Origin of the sequence: Lentzea sp. NPDC051208, assembly GCF_040682435.1 — a bacterium.
Taxonomy (GTDB): Bacteria; Actinomycetota; Actinomycetes; order Mycobacteriales; family Pseudonocardiaceae; genus Lentzea; species Lentzea kristufekii.
Map to the genome: position 1 here is coordinate 98,423 of NZ_JBFBAW010000016.1, position 17,389 is coordinate 115,811.

General features: G+C 68.4%; 18 protein-coding genes. 2 read left to right on the forward strand and 16 right to left on the reverse strand.

The genetic code is table 11. The features are described 5' to 3' along the window. Positions 1-32: 32 nt before the first annotated feature. On the reverse strand, positions 33-713 hold the full coding sequence (locus AB0M48_RS33310; protein ID WP_363849489.1) for a response regulator: 681 nt from the start codon (positions 711-713) through the stop codon (positions 33-35). Beyond that, positions 710-3,199, reverse strand: coding sequence for a sensor histidine kinase KdpD (locus AB0M48_RS33315; RefSeq protein ID WP_363849490.1), 2,490 nt, complete (start codon positions 3,197-3,199; stop codon positions 710-712). Before AB0M48_RS33315 ends, AB0M48_RS33310 begins: the two co-directional genes overlap by 4 nt. 329 nt (positions 3,200-3,528) lie before the next feature. Between AB0M48_RS33315 and AB0M48_RS33320 the strand changes: the two genes are divergently transcribed. Then, positions 3,529-3,969, forward strand: coding sequence for a MarR family transcriptional regulator (locus tag AB0M48_RS33320; protein WP_363849492.1), 441 nt, complete (start codon positions 3,529-3,531; stop codon positions 3,967-3,969). Positions 3,970-4,003: 34 nt separating this feature from the next. Here AB0M48_RS33320 and AB0M48_RS33325 read toward each other — a convergent pair whose 3' ends face one another. The 10 genes from AB0M48_RS33325 to AB0M48_RS33370 all read right to left on the reverse strand — a co-directional run bounded on the left by AB0M48_RS33325 (position 4,004) and on the right by AB0M48_RS33370 (position 10,550). Next, positions 4,004-5,107: a hypothetical protein gene (locus tag AB0M48_RS33325; protein ID WP_363849494.1), complete on the reverse strand. Its 1,104-nt coding sequence runs from the start codon at positions 5,105-5,107 to the stop codon at positions 4,004-4,006. Next, a complete protein-coding gene (locus tag AB0M48_RS33330) occupies positions 5,104-5,430 on the reverse strand; it encodes a PadR family transcriptional regulator (RefSeq protein WP_090066438.1) in 327 nt (108 codons plus the stop codon). Before AB0M48_RS33330 ends, AB0M48_RS33325 begins: the two co-directional genes overlap by 4 nt. A gap of 116 nt (positions 5,431-5,546) precedes the next feature. Next, positions 5,547-6,176, reverse strand: coding sequence for a PASTA domain-containing protein (locus tag AB0M48_RS33335; protein WP_363849496.1), 630 nt, complete (start codon positions 6,174-6,176; stop codon positions 5,547-5,549). Next, positions 6,173-6,805, reverse strand: a complete 633-nt coding sequence (locus tag AB0M48_RS33340) for a DUF4230 domain-containing protein (RefSeq protein ID WP_363849497.1) — start codon at positions 6,803-6,805, stop codon at positions 6,173-6,175. Before AB0M48_RS33340 ends, AB0M48_RS33335 begins: the two co-directional genes overlap by 4 nt. A gap of 226 nt (positions 6,806-7,031) precedes the next feature. Further along, on the reverse strand, positions 7,032-7,889 hold the full coding sequence (mutM, locus tag AB0M48_RS33345) for a bifunctional DNA-formamidopyrimidine glycosylase/DNA-(apurinic or apyrimidinic site) lyase (RefSeq protein WP_363849499.1): 858 nt from the start codon (positions 7,887-7,889) through the stop codon (positions 7,032-7,034). A gap of 1 nt (position 7,890) precedes the next feature. Further along, complete coding sequence (locus AB0M48_RS33350) at positions 7,891-8,091, reverse strand: hypothetical protein (protein ID WP_030479711.1); 201 nt, start codon at positions 8,089-8,091, stop codon at positions 7,891-7,893. Between the two features lie 7 nt (positions 8,092-8,098). Then, complete coding sequence (gene rnc / locus AB0M48_RS33355) at positions 8,099-8,902, reverse strand: ribonuclease III (protein WP_319982562.1); 804 nt, start codon at positions 8,900-8,902, stop codon at positions 8,099-8,101. Positions 8,903-8,918: 16 nt separating this feature from the next. Beyond that, the gene (gene rpmF, locus AB0M48_RS33360; RefSeq protein WP_030467958.1) at positions 8,919-9,101 is read right to left on the reverse strand and encodes a 50S ribosomal protein L32; all 183 of its coding nucleotides are present in this window, start codon (positions 9,099-9,101) and stop codon (positions 8,919-8,921) included. A gap of 2 nt (positions 9,102-9,103) precedes the next feature. After that, the gene (locus AB0M48_RS33365; protein WP_363849500.1) at positions 9,104-9,685 is read right to left on the reverse strand and encodes a DUF177 domain-containing protein; all 582 of its coding nucleotides are present in this window, start codon (positions 9,683-9,685) and stop codon (positions 9,104-9,106) included. Positions 9,686-9,833: 148 nt separating this feature from the next. Further along, positions 9,834-10,550, reverse strand: coding sequence for a DivIVA domain-containing protein (locus tag AB0M48_RS33370; protein ID WP_363849502.1), 717 nt, complete (start codon positions 10,548-10,550; stop codon positions 9,834-9,836). A 121-nt stretch (positions 10,551-10,671) separates the two neighbouring features. Here AB0M48_RS33370 and AB0M48_RS33375 point away from each other — a divergent pair, with 121 nt between their 5' ends. Further along, a complete protein-coding gene (locus AB0M48_RS33375; RefSeq protein ID WP_363849626.1) occupies positions 10,672-11,115 on the forward strand; it encodes a GNAT family N-acetyltransferase in 444 nt (147 codons plus the stop codon). Here AB0M48_RS33375 and coaD read toward each other — a convergent pair. The 4 genes from coaD to AB0M48_RS33395 form a co-directional block, all read right to left on the reverse strand. After that, a complete protein-coding gene (coaD, locus tag AB0M48_RS33380; RefSeq protein ID WP_363849504.1) occupies positions 11,112-11,594 on the reverse strand; it encodes a pantetheine-phosphate adenylyltransferase in 483 nt (160 codons plus the stop codon). The genes AB0M48_RS33375 and coaD overlap by 4 nt on opposite strands. A gap of 53 nt (positions 11,595-11,647) precedes the next feature. Beyond that, positions 11,648-12,202 (reverse strand): 16S rRNA (guanine(966)-N(2))-methyltransferase RsmD, encoded by a 555-nt coding sequence (rsmD, locus tag AB0M48_RS33385; RefSeq protein WP_363849627.1) that lies wholly within the window; start codon positions 12,200-12,202, stop codon positions 11,648-11,650. Positions 12,203-12,763: 561 nt separating this feature from the next. Next, complete coding sequence (locus tag AB0M48_RS33390; protein ID WP_363849506.1) at positions 12,764-13,837, reverse strand: MBL fold metallo-hydrolase; 1,074 nt, start codon at positions 13,835-13,837, stop codon at positions 12,764-12,766. A 127-nt stretch (positions 13,838-13,964) separates the two neighbouring features. Continuing rightward, positions 13,965-17,342, reverse strand: coding sequence for a pyruvate carboxylase (locus tag AB0M48_RS33395; RefSeq protein WP_363849508.1), 3,378 nt, complete (start codon positions 17,340-17,342; stop codon positions 13,965-13,967). Between the last annotated feature and the right edge of the window lie 47 nt (positions 17,343-17,389).

Sequence of the window (17,389 nt, forward strand, 5' to 3'; positions counted from 1 at the left end):
GGCAAGAGCTCGCCCAAACAGCTCTGATTCAGTCACAGCTCGAACCGGTATCCCATGCCCGGCTCGGTCAGCAGGTGCCGCGGCCGAGCGGGCTCCGGCTCCAGCTTCCGCCGCAGCTGGGCCAGGTACACCCGCAGGTAGTGCGTCTCCTTCTCGTACGCGGGCCCCCACACGTCCCGCAGCAGCTGCTTCTGCGCGACGAGCTTGCCCGCGTTGCGCGCCAGCACCTCCAGCAGGCCCCACTCGGTCGGCGTGAGGTGCACCTCGGCGCCGTTCTTGAGCACGCGCTTCGCGGCCAGGTCGACGGTGAACGAGGCGGTCTGCACGATCGGCTCGTCCTCGGGGCCGGCCGCGGCCGAGCGGCGGACGGCGGCCCTGAGCCGGGCGAGCAGTTCGTCCATGCCGAACGGTTTCGTCACGTAGTCGTCGGCGCCGGCGTCCAGGGCGTCCACCTTGTCGGCCGAGTCGGTGCGGGCGGACAGGACGATGATCGGCAGGGTGGTCCAGCCGCGCAGGCCCGCGATGACGTCGGTGCCGTCCATGTCGGGGAGACCGAGATCCAGGACCACCACGTCCGGCTTGCCGTCCGCCGCCAGACGGAGGGCCGTGGCGCCGTCGGGGGCCGTGAGGACCTCGTAGCCCCTGGCCGAGAGGTTGATCCGCAGGGCGCGCACGATCTGCGGCTCGTCGTCGACCACCAGTACTTTCGTCACGCGACCCTCTCCTCGGCGGGGAGTGAGATCACCACGGTGAGGCCGCCACCGGGTGTGTCCTCCATGGTGATCGTGCCTCCCATGGCCTCGGTGAAGCCCTTCGCCACGCTCAGACCGAGACCAACGCCACCCGGCGTGCGGTCGCCGAGGCGCTGGAACGGGGCGAAGACCTGGTCCGCGGTGCCGCTGGGCAGGCCGCGGCCGTGATCGACGACGCGCAGTTCCACCTCGGAGCCGTGGGCGGACGCGCGCAACGCCACGGCGCCGGCGTAGCGCATGGCGTTGCCGACGACGTTCGCGATCACGCGTTCGAGCAGGCCCACGTCGGCGCGCACAGGTGGCAGCGACTCGGGTACGTCGACCTCGATGTCGCCGGTCTGGCCGACGAGTGCTCGCGCGACGGCCTCGTAGTAGTCGACGGCGCGGAACTGCGGCTCCACGGCGCCGGTGGCGAGGCGGGAGGAGTCGAGCAGGTTGTCGACGAGGCCGGTCAGGCGGTCCGCCGACTCCTCGACCGCCTCCAGCAGTTCGGCGGTGTCGGTGTCCGACAGCGTCAGCTCCGGGTCGCGCAACGAGCCGACGGACGCCTTGATGGAGGTCAGCGGCGTGCGGAGGTCGTGGCCGACGGCTGAGAGCAGCGCGGTGCGCAGTTCGGTGCGGGAGGCCTGGCGCTGGGCTTCGAGGGCCTGCTCGGCCATGCGCTGCTGCCTGAGCGCGAGCAACGCCTGGCCCGCGGCCGCTTCCAGGACTCGACGGTCGGACGCGGGCAGCGAACGGCCGCGCAACGCGAGGTGCACGTCCGGGGTCACGGCGATGTCGACGTCCGCGTCGTCGGGCTCGTCGCACGGGCCGATGCCGACGCACGCGACGCGGTCCCAAGAGCCGTCGACGCGTTCCAGCAGCGCGACGGACGTGAGGCCGAAGTTCTCCTTCACCTTCTCCAACAGCCGTGCGAGTGGCTGCGGATTCGTCAGCACGGTGCGCGCGTACGACGCGAGGAGCGTGGCCTCGGTTCGAGCGCGCGCTGCCTGGGTCGCACGGCGCGCGGCGTGGTCCACCACCAACGCCGTGGAGACGCCCACGATGATCATCGCGAAGAAGGTGAGCACGTTCTGCTGCGCGTCGATGGTGAACGTGTAGAAGGGCTCGGTGAAGAAGAAGTTCAGCAGCAACGCGTTGATCAGCGCTGCGGTGATCGCGGGGCCGAGCCCGCCCACGATCGCCACGACGAGCGTGACCAGCAGGTAGCCGATGACGTTCGTGGAGAAGTTCAGGCCGCCGCGCAACGACGCCCCGGCCGCCGTGACCAGTGCGGGACCGGCGACCGCGAGGAACCAGCCCCACGCGAGCCGGCTCGGCCTCAACGGACTGCCGGTGAACCGGGCGCGCCAGCCGCTGGTCGTCGCCGGATGCGTGACCATGTGGACGTCGATCGCGCCGGACTCCTGCACGACCGTGGAGCCGATACCCGCCGAGAACACGCGCGCGAACCGCGAACGGCGCGAGGTGCCGACCACGAGCTGTGTGGCGTTGACGCCGCGTGAGAACTCCAGCAACGCCGTTGGCACGTCATCACCGACAACGGTGTGGAACGTGGCACCGACGTCCTCGGCGAGCTTGCGGTACTTCTGCAGGGTGTGCGGATCAGCGCCTGCGAGGCCATCGCCGCGAAGCACGTGCACGACGAGGAGGTCGCCACCCGCACGCGTGGCGATGCGACGCGCGCGACGGATGAGCGTCTCGCTTTCCGTGCCACCGGTGATGGCGACGACCACGCGCTCGCGCGTCTCCCACGTGTCGGTGATCTGCTGTTCGGCCCGGTAGCGCAGCAACGCGACGTCGACCTGGTCGGCGACCCAGAGCAACGCGAGCTCGCGCAACGCCGTGAGGTTTCCGACGCGGAAGTAGTTGCCGAGGGCGGCGTCGATCTTGTTCGCCGCGTAGACGTCGCCGTGGGCGAGCCTGCGGCGCAGAGCCTCCGGCGTGAGGTCGACGAGCTGAATCTGGTTCGCTTTGCGCACGACCTCGTCCGGCACGGTTTCCTTCTGCGGTACGCCCGTTATGCGGTGGACGACGTCGTTCAGGGATTCCAGGTGCTGGATGTTGACCGTGGACAGCACATCAATCCCGGCTTCGAGGAGTTCCTCGACGTCCTGCCACCGTTTCGCGTTACGGGATCCGGGCGCGTTCGTGTGAGCCAGCTCGTCGACGACGGCGACCTGCGGCGCGCGGGCCAGCACGGCGTCGACGTCCATCTCGGTGAGTTCGACACCGCGGTGCGCGGAGAGCCTGCGCGGGACGGTTTCCAGGCCTTCGGCCAGCTCAGCGGTCTTCTCGCGGCCGTGGGTCTCGACGAATCCGATGACCACGTCCGTGCCGCGTTCCCGCCGGCGGTGCGCCTCACCGAGCATGGCGAACGTCTTGCCGACACCGGGAGCGGCGCCGAGGTGGATGCGGAGCTCGCCACGTCTGGTTTTCGGACTCACCGGACCAGTCTGCCCTGGCCGGAGGGGGACCGTTCGGGGGTACGCGCTGCACCAGACGGCCACACGAGTGCGCCTTCCCACAGTTCTGACAGCAGATCTGTCTCGTTGAATCGTGCTTCAGCCCGGCGCCCGTTCGAGTGAGCTTCGCTGCGCTTTTTACGCTGTTTACCAGCACATTTAAGTGTGTCGGACGCACGCCGTGACACCCCGCGTCACCACAACGGCCGAATGGGTTATCGGCAGTTGGCGGATAGCGCGCGGAGCGTGAATGAGGGAAAGTGCCATGGTTCGTGTCCGAATTCGGACAATCACATGCGCGCGGAGAAACGATGCCCACCACCGTCACCAACCACGAGGCACTTCAACTCGTGGTGGCCGTGCACCGGCTGGTGCGAAGTCTTCGGCAGGCCGCTCCGGCCCGTCGTTTGCAACCCACCCAGTTATTGGTGCTGTCAGAACTGAGCGCCCACGGCCCGATGCGGATCGGCGAGATCGCCGTGCGCGCGCTGTGTTCTCAGCCGACCGCTACAACCGTCGTGACCAGCTTGGAGTCCACCGGCCTCGTCCGAAGAGAGCCTGACGCGGCCGACGGCAGAGCGACGATAGTCGTGCTCACCGAAGTCGGCCGCGAGACGATCCTGTCGCTCGCTCACGGCGAAGCCGAACTATTGAGTGAAAGAATGACCGAACTTTCGCCAGAAGACAGAGAACACCTGCGCTCGGCCATGCCGGTTTTGCGCCACCTGGCTGATCCACAGCAGAACAAGTAGGAGCGGGACCCCCCGACGGGTCCCGCTCCTACGATTACTTGCTGGGTGACACGGAAGTAGGTGACACCGAGCTCGGAGTCGCGCTTCCAGAACTGGGCGGTGCCGTGCTCGACGTTGATGACGGAGCGGTCACGGTCGGTTCCACTGTGTAACAGCGACCGTTTTCGTAGCCGACCTTCGGCCGCGGATAGCGGTTAGCGGGAATGACCGGCTCAGGGCCGTTATCGGGCGCATAGCAGCCGGTGTAGCCCTCTCGCGCGTTGATCGGCGTGCCGTCCTGGTCGTACAACAGCACGTTCGTGAGCAGCTTGCCGTTCTCGTCGTACACGTAGATGTTCTCGTACGTCTCGAGGACAGGCCCCGAGTACGAGGACCGCGACGCGTTGTACCCGAGCTGCCCCGCCGTCACGTCGATCACCTGGAACAGCAGCCCCACCGCCAGCGCCGAGGCCGGCAGGCTGAACCACAGCCAACGCCGGTCGACCTTGGCGCGCGGCCCGGCGAACACCGACACCACCGCGACGGCGGCGATCGCGAGGAACCCGAGGATGTCGCGGCCGGCGAGCAGCACGGCACCAAGACCGAGCAGCCCGGCCCGCACCAGCCACCACGCGGGCTGCAACGACTTGAGATAGGTGATCGCCCGCTCGGCCGGCGTGCCCGCCTCGGGCGTCAGCCACTTCTTGAGCCTGATCGTCTCCGGCAGGTTCATGATCTCCTGCTGCACGGGCCCGCGGTCGTTCACGAGAGCCAGGCTCAACACGAGGATCACCGCGGGCAGCAGCAGAACCGCCGGTTCCCGCAACGCCGCCGCCCCCGCGAGCAACGTGACGCCGGTGCCCGCCGCCAGCCCCCAGGCCGCGACCCGCGGCCGGGTCAGCAACTGGTTCTTGGTCGTGACCGGCAACCGCTCGGTCCGCGCCGGGTACCCGGCGGCCTGCCGGAGCTCCTGCGCGTACTGCTCGGGCGGCCCGAGCCGCTGCTCCAGGGTCTCGTTCTCACCGAGCTCGGACGACAGCTCGGCGATGTGCGCCTCGACGTCCTCCATGATCTCGGCGACCTCGTTGGGCGGCAGGTCGTCGAGGGCGGCGCGCATTCCGGTCAGGTAGTACTCGACACCGAGCGCTTGGGTGTTCATGCTGCGACCTCCTCGAGCAGGCCGTCCAGCGTGCTGGCGAACGACCTCCACGTCTCCCTCGACTCAGCCAGGCGCGCCCGCCCGGTCTCGTTGATGCTGTAGTACTTGCGGTGCGGCCCCTCTTCACTGGGCACCACGTACGAGGTCAGCATCCCGGCGTTGTAGAGCCGCCGCAGCGTCCCGTACACCGACGCGTCGCCCACCTCGTCCAATCCCCCGGCGCGCAGTCTGCGCACCACGTCGTACCCGTACCCGTCGTCCTTGCGCAGAACCGCAAGCACGGCCAGGTCCAGCACCCCTTTGAGCAGTTGACTGGTGTCCATGGCCCCTCCCACCCGCTGTTGCGTTGTGGACAGTACTACGCAGTGCGCAGTACTGTCCATTCCGCAAATGAGAAGGCCTCCCAGGTGAGAACCGGGGAGGCCGTGTCAGGCGGAAATCAGCTCTTGCAGCCGGACCCACCCGTCGGCTCGCCGAACTTCACCGCGCCGAGCGTGATCTTGACCTTGACGTCGGGCCTGCTGCCCGCCTGCGCCGACTGGCTCACCACGACCCAGTTCCGGTCGGCCACCTGCTGCCTGCCCCGCCCGGTCGCGTCCTCGGAACCGAGGAGGTAGAAGCCCGCCGCCTGCAAGGTGTCCTGCGCCTTCTGCAGGTCGAGGCACACCACGTTCGGCACGACCCCCTTGGCCGGAGGCTCCTGGCCGGCGGAGGTGTCGGTCGGCTTGCGCACCTTCAGCAACACCCGCGTCCCGCTCGGCGCCTCGGCCTCCGCTTCGGGCAACTGGGAGACGACCACCCAGTTCGTCCCCTCGAGGATCTGCCGTCCCTGGCCTGTCCTGTCCTCCTCCGCCACCTCGAATCCCTGCTGCTTCAGCAAGTCCCGTGCCTCGGCGAGCCGCATCTCCACGACCTTCGGCACCTTCTGCCTGCTCTGTGCAGAGGACGCGGGGGTGGCGGTGGTCGTTGCTCGCGCACCGGTGGGATCGCTCGGTTCCCCACCGGCACAACCGGTGAGAACGACGGCGAGAAGGGCGATGGCGATCTTCATGCGGGGGCCTCCGCTCATCGGTTCTCCACCACCGTGACCTGAAATCCCAGCGCGCGCAGCATTCCCGTGAGCATGGTTTTGGTGTTCTCCGCGGCCCGCTCGCGCAGCCCCGACTTGTCGGCCGCCTCGGCGATCCGCTTCTCGGCCGCGAGGTAGAACTCCTGCTGGCTCTTGGTGTCGAGGACCGAGCCCAGCCGGTCGAGCAGGCCGCGCTTCTGGTCGAAGACGTAGCTGCGCTCGTTGTTCAGGTTCGGCTTGTCCAGCACGGGTTCGGGGATCCGCACCTCGACGGTCTTCCGGTCGGGCGACATGACCAGCATCTCGTCCACGAGGCCGCCGAAGTCGACGTAGGCGTTGACGGTGCCCGCTCCGACGAAGAGCGTGCGTTCACCGGAGAGGAAGTCGGGCAGCCACGGCGCGTCCTTCTCGATGTCGACGACGACCTCGTAGTCGCCGGTCGCCGCGTGGTACTGGCTGAGGTTGCGGAGTTCCTTCAGCACAGCGGGATGGCTGCGGTCGATGGTCTCCGTGCGGAACGGCGAGAAGCTCGTCAGCGTGCCGGTCAGCTGCAGCACCGCAGCCAGCACGAGGAGAACCGCCACCGCGACCAGACTCGGCTTCAGCCACCGCAATTTGACCAAGGGCATTTGTGTCGCCACCAGCTTTCCATTACACGCCAAGGAGAATCGCCACGCGGTTCACTCACGTGTCATGTCGCACGGCATGCCCTCGGCGCTACCGCCGCTCGTCGTGGGCGGCAGCTGCATCAACTAGCGGCGGCGGCGCAGTGCCGTCAGAACCGACGGCGCGGACTGGGCGCACAACGAGATCCAGCGCGTCCTGGACAGGACGGCCTGGCGCTCGCGCGGTCGGTCAGAACCGGGGGCGCGGCTGGCAGCGCGGGCAGGAGTACGAGGACCTGTTCATGAAGGGCTCGCGCACGATCGCGGCACCGCACCGCTTGCACGGCCGGTTCTCCTGGCCGTACGCGCTCAGTGACCGGTCGAAGTAGCCGGACTGCCCGTTGACGTTGACGTAGAGAGCGTCGAACGACGTCCCGCCCTGGCCGAGCGCCTCACGCATCACGTCGGTGGCGTGGTCCAGCAGCTCGGCGGCCTTGGGTTTCGTGAGCTTGTCCGTCATGCGGGTGCCGTGCAGCTTCGCGCGCCACAGGGCCTCGTCGGCGTAGATGTTGCCGATGCCGGACACGAGGGTCTGGTCCAGCAGGGCACGCTTGATCTCCGTGTGACGCAGGCGCAACGCGCGCACGGCAGCATCACGGGAGAACAAAGGGTCCATGGGGTCGCGAGCGATGTGCGCGACCGAGTCGGGAACCAGGGTGCCGTCGACCTCGACCAGCTCGGCCAGCGCGAGGCCGCCGAAGGTGCGTTGGTCGACGAAACGAAGCTCTGGTCCGCCGTCGTCGAACCGAAAACGGACGCGCAGATGCTTCTCGTCGGGGGCCGACGAGGGCTGGACGAGCATTTGGCCGCTCATGCCCAGGTGAGCGAGCATGGCGGCCTTGTCAGCCAGTTCCACCCAGAGGTACTTGCCGCGGCGCCTGGCAGCGGCCATTGGCTGGCCTGCCAGGCGCGCGCAGAAGTCCGCGGAGCCCATGTCGTGCCGGCGGATGGCGCGTGGGTGCATCACCTCTACCGAGGAGATGACCCGGCCGGCGACGTGGGCTTCGAGGCCGAGGCGTACTACCTCGACCTCTGGGAGCTCGGGCACGTCAGGCTTCGGACTTGCCCTCGTCGACGGGCTGTGCGTCGATCACGGCGGCCTGCGGCTTGGTGGGCTTGAGCACCCATACCCCCGCGCGGCTCGTGTCCCTGACCAGCACAAGTCCCTGGATTCCTCCGCTGCGGGAGGTGTTCACCGGGCCGCGAGCGGTGCGCGTGCGGCGGTTCGTGCGGTTCCTGGTCGCATACATTGCGGTCTCAGTCTTCCTCGGTTGGGGAGATCCCTGGCGTCACCGAGGCGCCATTCTGTCCGTTCTTGGCCTTGGCCGACTCCTGCTCGGCCTTGGCCCGTTCCGACAGAACATGATAAGCCGCTTCGGCGGCTTTCTGCTCGGCTTCCTTCTTGGTGCGCCCATCACCCTTGCCGTAAGGCTGGCCACCGACGAGCACCGTTGCGGTGAACTCCTTGCGGTGGTCCGGCCCCTGGTCGTCCACGCGGTACTCCGGGACGCCGAGGCTGGCTTGAGCGGTGAGCTCCTGCAGGCTTGTCTTCCAGTCCAGTCCAGCACCCAAAAGCGGAGCTTTGGCCAAGAGCGGATCGAACAGCCGGTGAACGAACGTTCGTGCGGTATCGATACCGAACTGCAGGTACACCGCACCGATGACGGCTTCGAGGCCGTCAGCGAGAATGCTTGCCTTGTCCCTGCCGCCGGTCAGCTCTTCACCACGACCGAGCAACAGGTGTGCACCGAGCCCACCGTCACCGAGATCACGCGCCACGCCGGCCAGTGCGTGCATGTTGACCACGCTGGCACGGAGCTTCGCGAGCTGACCTTCGGGAAGGTCGGGATGGGTGCGGTAGAGGTGGTCGGTGACGACCAGCCCCAACACCGCGTCTCCCAAGAACTCGAGACGCTCGTTCGGCGGCAAGCCGCCGTTCTCGTACGCGTAAGACCGGTGGGTGAGCGACAGCACGAGCAGCTCGGCGTCCAGGTGGACGCCGAGCGCTTCGAGCAGGTCCGCGCGGTCCGCTTGCGGTGCGCGCGGCGGCTTTCCCCCCACTACGTCGCCGAGGAGATCAGGCCGGCTGAGCGACCTGGCGGCCAGCGTACTGACCACAGGCCGGGCAGGCGACGTGCTGCGGCTTCGGCTGGCGGCAAGCCTTGTTGGAGCACGCCACCAGGTGCACGGCAGACGTCTTCCACTGGGAACGACGCGCACGGGTGTTCGAACGCGACATCTTCCGCTTCGGGACGGCCACGACTACTTCTCCTCCGAGTTGTCATCGCTGAACCGCTCTTGCAACGCGGCCCAACGAGGGTCAATCGTCTCATGCCCGTGGTCGGGCCCGAGCTCCGCCCACCTGCCACCACACTCGGGGCAAAGCCCCTTGCAGTCCGGCTCGCAGAGCGGTGCCTGCGGCAGCGCGAGAACGATGGCGTCCCGCACCACAGGCTCGAGGTCGATCAGATCGTTGACGATCCGGCTGACCTCGTCTTCATCAGTGGTCTCGTCCGTGGCGCTGTCCGGCCACGCGTAAAGCTCCGTGATCCGGACTTCAACCTCATCGGTGAGCGGCTCGAGACACCTCGAGCACTCACCCTCGACCTTGGCGAACGCTGTCCCCGACACGAGCAGGCCCTCCACGACCGATTCGATCAGGAGGTCCAGCTCAACTTCCCCGCCCTCGGGCACCGCGATCACCCCGAGCAGCCCCACACCTTCGCCGGGAACCGACCTCACGAGGGGTCGGCTCAGTCCGGCGCGACGGCCGATGTCCCTGGTGTCGATGACCCAGGGACCGGATGCTGTGGGACGCGTGGACGCGTGACGATGCTCAGTCATGATTTCGGGTTTTGCTGACGGGGACCTACCACGTCCAGCCGGTCCAGGGTACGGGACGACGCCCCCGCGCGTGAAATCCGCAGGTGGTCGCACCTGTCCGACGTAGTGCGAATCACACGTTCAGTCGACCCCGGACCGGGCTGGTTCGTCAGGAACCGTAGTCGAACGGCGCCGCGGCACCCGCGACGGCCGGCCCGCGCAGGTGCGAACGGCCCTTGCCGACCGACCTGAGCGTGTGTGCGAGGAGGTCCTCGAAGTCCGCGAGCTTGCTGTCCACGTACGCGTCGCACTCCGACCGCAGCCGGATGGACTCGTTCTGGGCGGCGTCGAGCAGGCGTGCCGCCTCGGCGTGCGCAGCCCGGACGACCTCCTGCTCGTTGACGAGCCTGGCCTGCTCGGCGCGGCCGTCCTCGGTGGCGCGCTCGTAGTTGGCGCGGCCCGCCTGGATCATGCGCTCGGCCTCGGCGTGCGAGCGGCCCACCAGGTCGTCGTACTCCTGACGGCCGGCGGCCACGGTCCGTTCGGCCTGGTCCTCCGCCTCGGCGATCATCCGCTCGGCACGGGCGCGGGCGTCGGACAGCATCGCCTCTGCCTCGGCCTGCGCCTCGGCGAGCATGCGGTCCGCGTCGGCGCGTGCCTTGGACACGCCGGTCTCGGCCTCGTGCTTGGCCTTGCCGACGACCTCGTCACGGTGGTCCAGCACGTCCTGCGCGTCGTCGAGCTCCGCGGGGATCGCGTCGCGCACGTCGTCGAGCAGTTCGAGCACATCGCCGCGCGGCACGACGCAACCCGAGGTCATCGGAACTCCGCGCGCTTCCTCGACGATCGTGACGAGCTCGTCGAGTGCCTCGAACACCCGGTACACGTCTCACTCCCTAACCCCTGTGACTCCCACCCACAAGTGTGCCCTGCCGATCTCTTCGGGAGAGGGAGATCGGCAGGGCGTGTCAGGATTTGCCCACATCCGGCCAGGGAGAAACGTGAAGATCACAATCAGGCGGGCGGTGGCCGCCGATGTCCACCCGATCGTGGCAATGCTGGCCGACGACCTTCTCGGCGCGCAGCGGGAGAAGCCGGGCGATCCGGCCTACCTGAAGGCGTTCGAGGTGATCGACTCCGACCCGCACCAGCACCTGGCCGTGGCCGAGGCAGGCGGCGAGGTCGTGGGCACGCTGCAGCTGACGTTCACGGCGGGCCTGTCGCGCCTGGGCATGACCCGCGCGACCGTGGAGGCCGTGCGGGTGCGTTCCGACCAGCGCGGCAACGGCCTGGGCGAGCGCCTGGTCAGGTGGGCGATCGACGAGGCGCGCGCACGCGGTTGCGGCATGGTGCAGCTGACGACGGACGCGTCACGCGTGGACGCGCACCGGTTCTACGAGCGGCTCGGGTTCACCGCGTCGCACGTGGGGATGAAGCTCGTCCTGGACTAGCGGGTCTCGGCGAGGCGCTGCTGCAGGCGCTGCTCGATGGACGCGGGCAGCAGCGTCGAGACGTCGCCACCGTACGTCGCGACTTCCTTGACCAGCGAGGACGCCAGGTAGGAGTACTGCGGGCTGGCCTGCATGAACAGCGTGTCGACGCCGGTGAGCTGGTGGTTCATCTGCGCCATCTGCAGCTCGTAGTCGTAGTCGCTGACCGCGCGCAGGCCCTTCACGATGGCCTTGATGTCGTTCTCGCGGCAGTAGTCGACCAACAGGCCGTGCCAGGAGTCCACGCGCACGTTGTCCCACTGCGACGTGACCTCGCGCAGCATCTCCTGCCGCTCCTCGACGTCGAACAAGGTTCGCTTGTTCTTGTTGATGAGCACGGCGACGACAACCTCTTCGAAGAGGTGCGCGGCTCTCCCGATGATGTCCAGGTGACCGTTGGTTACCGGGTCGTAGGAGCCGGGGTACACGGCACGCGTCATGAGCCGGACGTTAGCACCCGATCGGACGCCTCCAGGCGTGTCCGTGGTTCTCGTCACCCATCAGCACGCACCTGGGCCCAATGCACGGCAGTGTCCCCATAACGCTTGGCACGCAAGGATTCCACCTCTTCAGGCCACTCTGGTTCGCCACTTCGCGAAGCACGTTCCACGATCAAGATGGCGTCCGCAGTGAGCCTCGGCACGATCCTGCGGAGCACCTTGGCGAGCTCGTCGTCCCCCACCGCGTACGGCGGATCGGCGAACACGACGTCGAACTTCTCCCCTTCGCCCACCACATACGCCTCAGCCGCACGGTTGACGATGGTCGTGTTCGCGAACCCAAGCTCCCTGGCATTGCCTTTGAGCACGTCAGCAGCCCTCTTGTCGGACTCGACGAACGTGGCGTGCGCCGCACCCCGGCTCAACGCCTCGAAGCCAAGAGCCCCAGACCCGGCATACAGGTCGAGCACCTGCGCCCCGTCGAGGTCGACCAACGACTCCAGGGAGCTGAACAGCGCCTCCCGAACCCGCTCGGACGTGGGCCGCGTGCCCTTGGGCGGAACCTTGAGCCTGCGACCTCCCGCGGTCCCGGCAACAATTCGTGTCACCGCCCCATCGTCCCAGGTGCATCCTGTCCGCATGACCCGCCACCGCGACTCGGGCGCCTGCCTGTGCGACCTGGCCACCGCCCCGGTCCTGCTGACATGCCCGTCCTGCGGCGCCAGGGCCGTGGCGACCTCAGGCCGCCTGACGTGCACGACGTGCGCGCACGTCCGTCCCTACAAACGCACGTGGTGCTGGGAGACGTCACACTTCGTCCCAGACCTGTGGCTCCGAACACCGTGCGCAGGCCACACGCTGTGGGCGCTGAACACCGCGCACCTGGACCTACTGGAGTCGTACGTAGGCGCAACGCTCCGCGAAGACCCGCTGCCCTCCTCAGTCAGGAGGATGACGATCCTCGCGAAGCTGCCAGCGTGGCTGAAGTCGGCAAAGCACCGCGACGAGGTACAGCGAGCAGTCCGCCGCCTACGCACCAGGGCAGGCGCAAACGCGGCCTGACCACACGCGAAGCCGAAGGCGAGCCGTCCTTCCACAAGGCAAAGGCGGTGGGGGAAGCACGCAACGCAAGCTCGCCGCACGCAAGGCGACCACCCACAACAGCCGCGTCAGGCGAGCGCCTGCCACCACCCGTCGACCTCACCAGGCGAATCAACATCAACCCGCTCCCCAGGCCGAGGCACGGCAAGCGCCACCCCACCAGCCTTGGCCTCCCGCCAAATCCGGTCGATCGGCTCCCCCCAAGGGTGGAACCCGAGGTTGAACGTCGCCCAATGCACCGGAATCAACAACCGCCCACCAAGATCGTCGAACGCCCGAACCCCTTCCTCAGGCGTCATGTGGATGTCAGGCCAAGCATCGTCATAGGCCCCGACCTGCATCAACACAGCGTCAAACGGCCCATGAGCCGCCCCGATCGCCTTGTACCCCTCGAAATACCCGGTGTCCCCGCTGTAGAACACCGACCGCGAACCCCGCTTGATCACCCAAGACGCCCACAAAGTCACGTTGCGCTGCACAGACCGCCCAGAAAAGTGCTGCGCGGCAGTACAGGTGAGGGTGAACCCGTCCACCGAATACGACTCGTCCCAGTCCAGCTCCACGATCCGAGAAGCGGGCACGTCCCACCGCTCCAGGTGAGCACCAAGCCCCAACGGCACCACGAACACAGCGGAAGTGCCGGACGTCAACGCCTGCACGGTCTGCATGTCGAGGTGGTCGTAGTGGTCGTGCGAGATCACCACAGCACTGACAGCGGGCAGATCGGACAACTGGTGCGGGACCGGGTGCAACCGCTTGGGACCGACGCGCACGGAGGGCGAGACCCGATCGCTCCACACAGGATCGATGAGCACCGCGGCGCCGTCGATCTCGATCAGCGCGGAAGCGTGGCCGTACCAGGTGATGTGCAGGCCTTCGGACACCGGCGCGGCGGGCGCCACGAGCGGGACGGCGACGGACGGCCTGCGGTCCTCGCCGCCGAAGATGAAGTCACGGATGGAGAAGGAGTCGCGGTCCGGGACCGTGCGGACTTCCTTGTCGTTGTGGAACTTGCCGTCGCGGTAGCGCGGTGAACGCGCCATCCGAACCGGGTCGGGCTTGCCGCCCAACTGCTTCGGCACGTCCTTCAGCGCCCACGCCACCCCTGCCAGGCCGAGCAGGCCGGCCAACGCCTTCTTCATGATGCGTTTCCCTCTTCCCTGTCCCCGTGACCGGTGCAACGCAGGGAATCGTCGTGGAGTTCCGCACTCCCCGCACCACGAAGGGCCCGGCCTCGACGACGAGACCGGGCCCTTCGAGACGAACGACCTACTCCAGGACGATCAGGAGATCGCCGCCTTCGACCTGCTGGGCGCCGCGCAGCGCCAGGCGCCCTACGACACCGGCCTTCGGGGCGGTGATCGCGGCCTCCATCTTCATGGCCTCGATCGTCGCGACGGTCTGGCCGGCGTCGACCTGGTCGCCCTCGGCCACCGTGGCCGTCACCACGCCGGCGAACGGGGCCGCCACGTGGTTCGGGTTCGTGCGGTCGGCCTTCTCGGCGGCCGGGATGTCGGCGGCCACCGAACGGTCGCGGACCTGGATCGGGCGCAGCTGGCCGTTCAGGGTCGCCATGACCGTGCGGATGCCTCGCGCGTCGGCCTCGGAGATCGCCTCCAGGCCGATCAGCAGCCGGACGCCCGGCTCCAGGTCGACGGAGTACTCCTCGCCCGGACGCAGGCCGTAGAAGAAGTCCTTGGAGCGCAACACCGACGTGTCACCGTAGGCGTCGCGGTGCGTGCGGAACTCCTTGGTGGGCCCCGGGAACAGCAGCCTGTTCAAGGTCGCCCGCCGGTCGTCGACGAGACCCGCCTCGTCCTCCGCGGAGAGCTCCTCGACCGGCTTCGGCGCGGGACGGCCGGCCAGCGCCTTGCTGCGGAACGGCTCCGGCCAGCCACCGGGCGGGTCACCCAGTTCGCCGTGCAGGAAGCCGATCACCGACGCCGGGATGTCGAACTTGCCGGGGTCCGCCTCGAAGTCCTTCGGCGAGACGCCCGCGCCCACGAGGTGCAGCGCGAGGTCGCCGACGACCTTGGACGACGGCGTCACCTTCACGAGGTGGCCGAGCATCCGGTCGGCGGCCGCGTACATCGACTCGATCTCCTCGAACTTCTCACCGAGGCCGAGAGCGACGGCCTGGGTGCGCAGGTTCGAGAGCTGACCACCGGGGATCTCGTGGTGGTAGACGCGGCCGGTCGGGCCGGGGATGCCGGACTCGAACGGCGCGTAGATCTTGCGCACCGACTCCCAGTACGGCTCCAGGTCGCAGACGTTCTGCAGGTCGAGGCCGGTGGAGTGCTCGGTGTGGTCGGTCAGCGCCACGATCGACGACAGCGGCGGCTGCGACGTCGTGCCCGCCATCGACGCGGTCGCGCCGTCGATCGCGTCCACGCCCGCCTGGATCGCCGCGAGGTACGTCGCCAGCTGGCCACCCGCCGTGTCGTGCGTGTGGAGGTGGACCGGGAGGTCGAACTCCTTGCGCAGCGCGGTGATCAGGCGCGACGCTGCCGGAGCCCGCAGCAGGCCGGCCATGTCCTTGACGCACAGCACGTGCGCGCCCGCGCCGACGATCTGCTCCGCCAGCTTGAGGTAGTAGTCCAGTGTGTACAGACGCTCGTCCGGGTCGGACAGGTCGCTGGTGTAGCACAGGGCCACCTCGGCGACCGCCGTCCCGGTCTCGCGCACGGCCTCGATCGCCGGGCGCATCTGCTCGACGTCGTTCAGCGCGTCGAAGATCCGGAAGATGTCGATGCCGGTGTTCGTCGCCTCCTGCACGAACGCCTTGGTGACCGCCTCGGGGTACGGCGTGTAGCCGACCGTGTTGCGGCCGCGCAGCAGCATCTGCAGGTTGATGTTCGGCACGGCCTCGCGCAGCGCGGCGAGCCGCTCCCACGGGTCCTCCGCGAGGAACCGCAGCGCCACGTCGTAGGTCGCGCCGCCCCAGCACTCCAGGGACAGCAGCTGCGGCGTCATGCGCGCGACGTGCGGCGCGACGGCGAGCAGGTCCTTGGTGCGCACTCGGGTCGCGAGCAGCGACTGGTGGGCGTCGCGGAACGTCGTGTCCGTGACGCCGACGGCCTTGCTCTCCCGCATCCAGCGCGCGAAGCCCTCGGGGCCGAGCTCGACCAGCTTCTGCTTGGACCCGGCGAGCGGTTCCGCGTTGAGGTCGATGACCGGCAGCTTCTCGCGCGGGTCGACCGCGGTCGGGCGGGTGCCGTTCGGGTGGTTGACCGTGACGTCCGCGAGGTAGGTCAGCAGGCGCGTGCCGCGGTCGGCCGAGTGGCGGGCCGTCAGCAGGTGCGGGCGCTTCTCGATGAACGACGTGGTGACGCGGCCCTCGTAGAAGTCCGGGTCGTCCAGCACGGCCTGGATGAACGGGATGTTCGTGGACACACCGCGGATGCGGAACTCCGCGATCGCACGGCGCGCACGGGCGACGGCGAGTTCGAAGGTGCGGCCGCGGCAGGTGAGCTTCACGAGCATCGAGTCGAAGTGCGGGCTGATGGCCATGCCGGCGCCCGCCGTGCCGCCGTCGAGGCGGATGCCGGAACCACCGGGCGAGCGGTAGGCGCTGATCGTGCCGGTGTCCGGGCGGAACCCGTTGGCGGGGTCCTCCGTGGTGATGCGGCACTGCAGCGCCGCGCCGCGCAGCTGGACGGTCTCCTGGGACAGGCCCAGGTCCTCCAGCGTCTCGCCGGACGCGATGCGCATCTGCGACTGCACCAGGTCGACGTCGGTCACCTCTTCCGTGACCGTGTGCTCGACCTGGATGCGCGGGTTCATCTCGATGAAGACGTAGTGGCCCTGCGGGTCGAGCAGGAACTCCACGGTGCCGGCGTTGCGGTAGCCGATGTGCTTCGCGAACTTCACCGCGTCGGCGCAGATGCGGTCACGCAGCTCGGGCGCGAGGTTCGGCGCGGGCGCGATCTCGATGACCTTCTGGTGGCGCCGCTGCACGGAGCAGTCGCGCTCGAAGAGGTGGATCACGTTGCCCTGGCCGTCGGCGAGGATCTGCACCTCGATGTGGCGCGGTTCGACCACGGCCTGTTCGAGGAACACGGTCGGGTCGCCGAACGCCGACTCCGCCTCGCGTGAGGCCGCCTCCAGCGCCTCCCGCAGCGCGGCCGGGTCGTCGACCTTGCGCATGCCGCGGCCACCACCACCGGCGACGGCCTTCACGAAGACGGGGAAGCGCATGGTCTTCGACGCTTCGAGCAGCTCGTCGACGTCCGACGACGGCTCGCTCGACTCCAGCACCGGCAGCCCGGCCTCGCGGGCGGCGGCGATGGCGCGCGCCTTGTTGCCCGTCAGTTCCAGCACCTCGGCGACGGGGCCGATGAAGGTGAGACCTGCCTCACGGCAGGCCATGGCGAGTTCCGGGTTCTCGGACAGGAAGCCGTACCCGGGGTAGATCGCGTCAGCGCCGGCCTTGCGGGCGGCCTTGATGATCTCCTCGACGGAGAGGTAGGCGCGGACGGGATGTCCGGGATCGCCGATCTCGTAGGACTCGTCCGCCTTCAGGCGGTGCAACGAGTTGCGGTCCTCGTGAGGGAAGACGGCGACCGTTCCCGCGCCTAGTTCGTAGGCGGCGCGGAACGCGCGAATCGCGATCTCGCCGCGGTTGGCGACAAGAACCTTGCGGAACATCCGTGCCCTCCCGGTGTTACTCGGCAGTCATCAGTCGTGGCACGTTA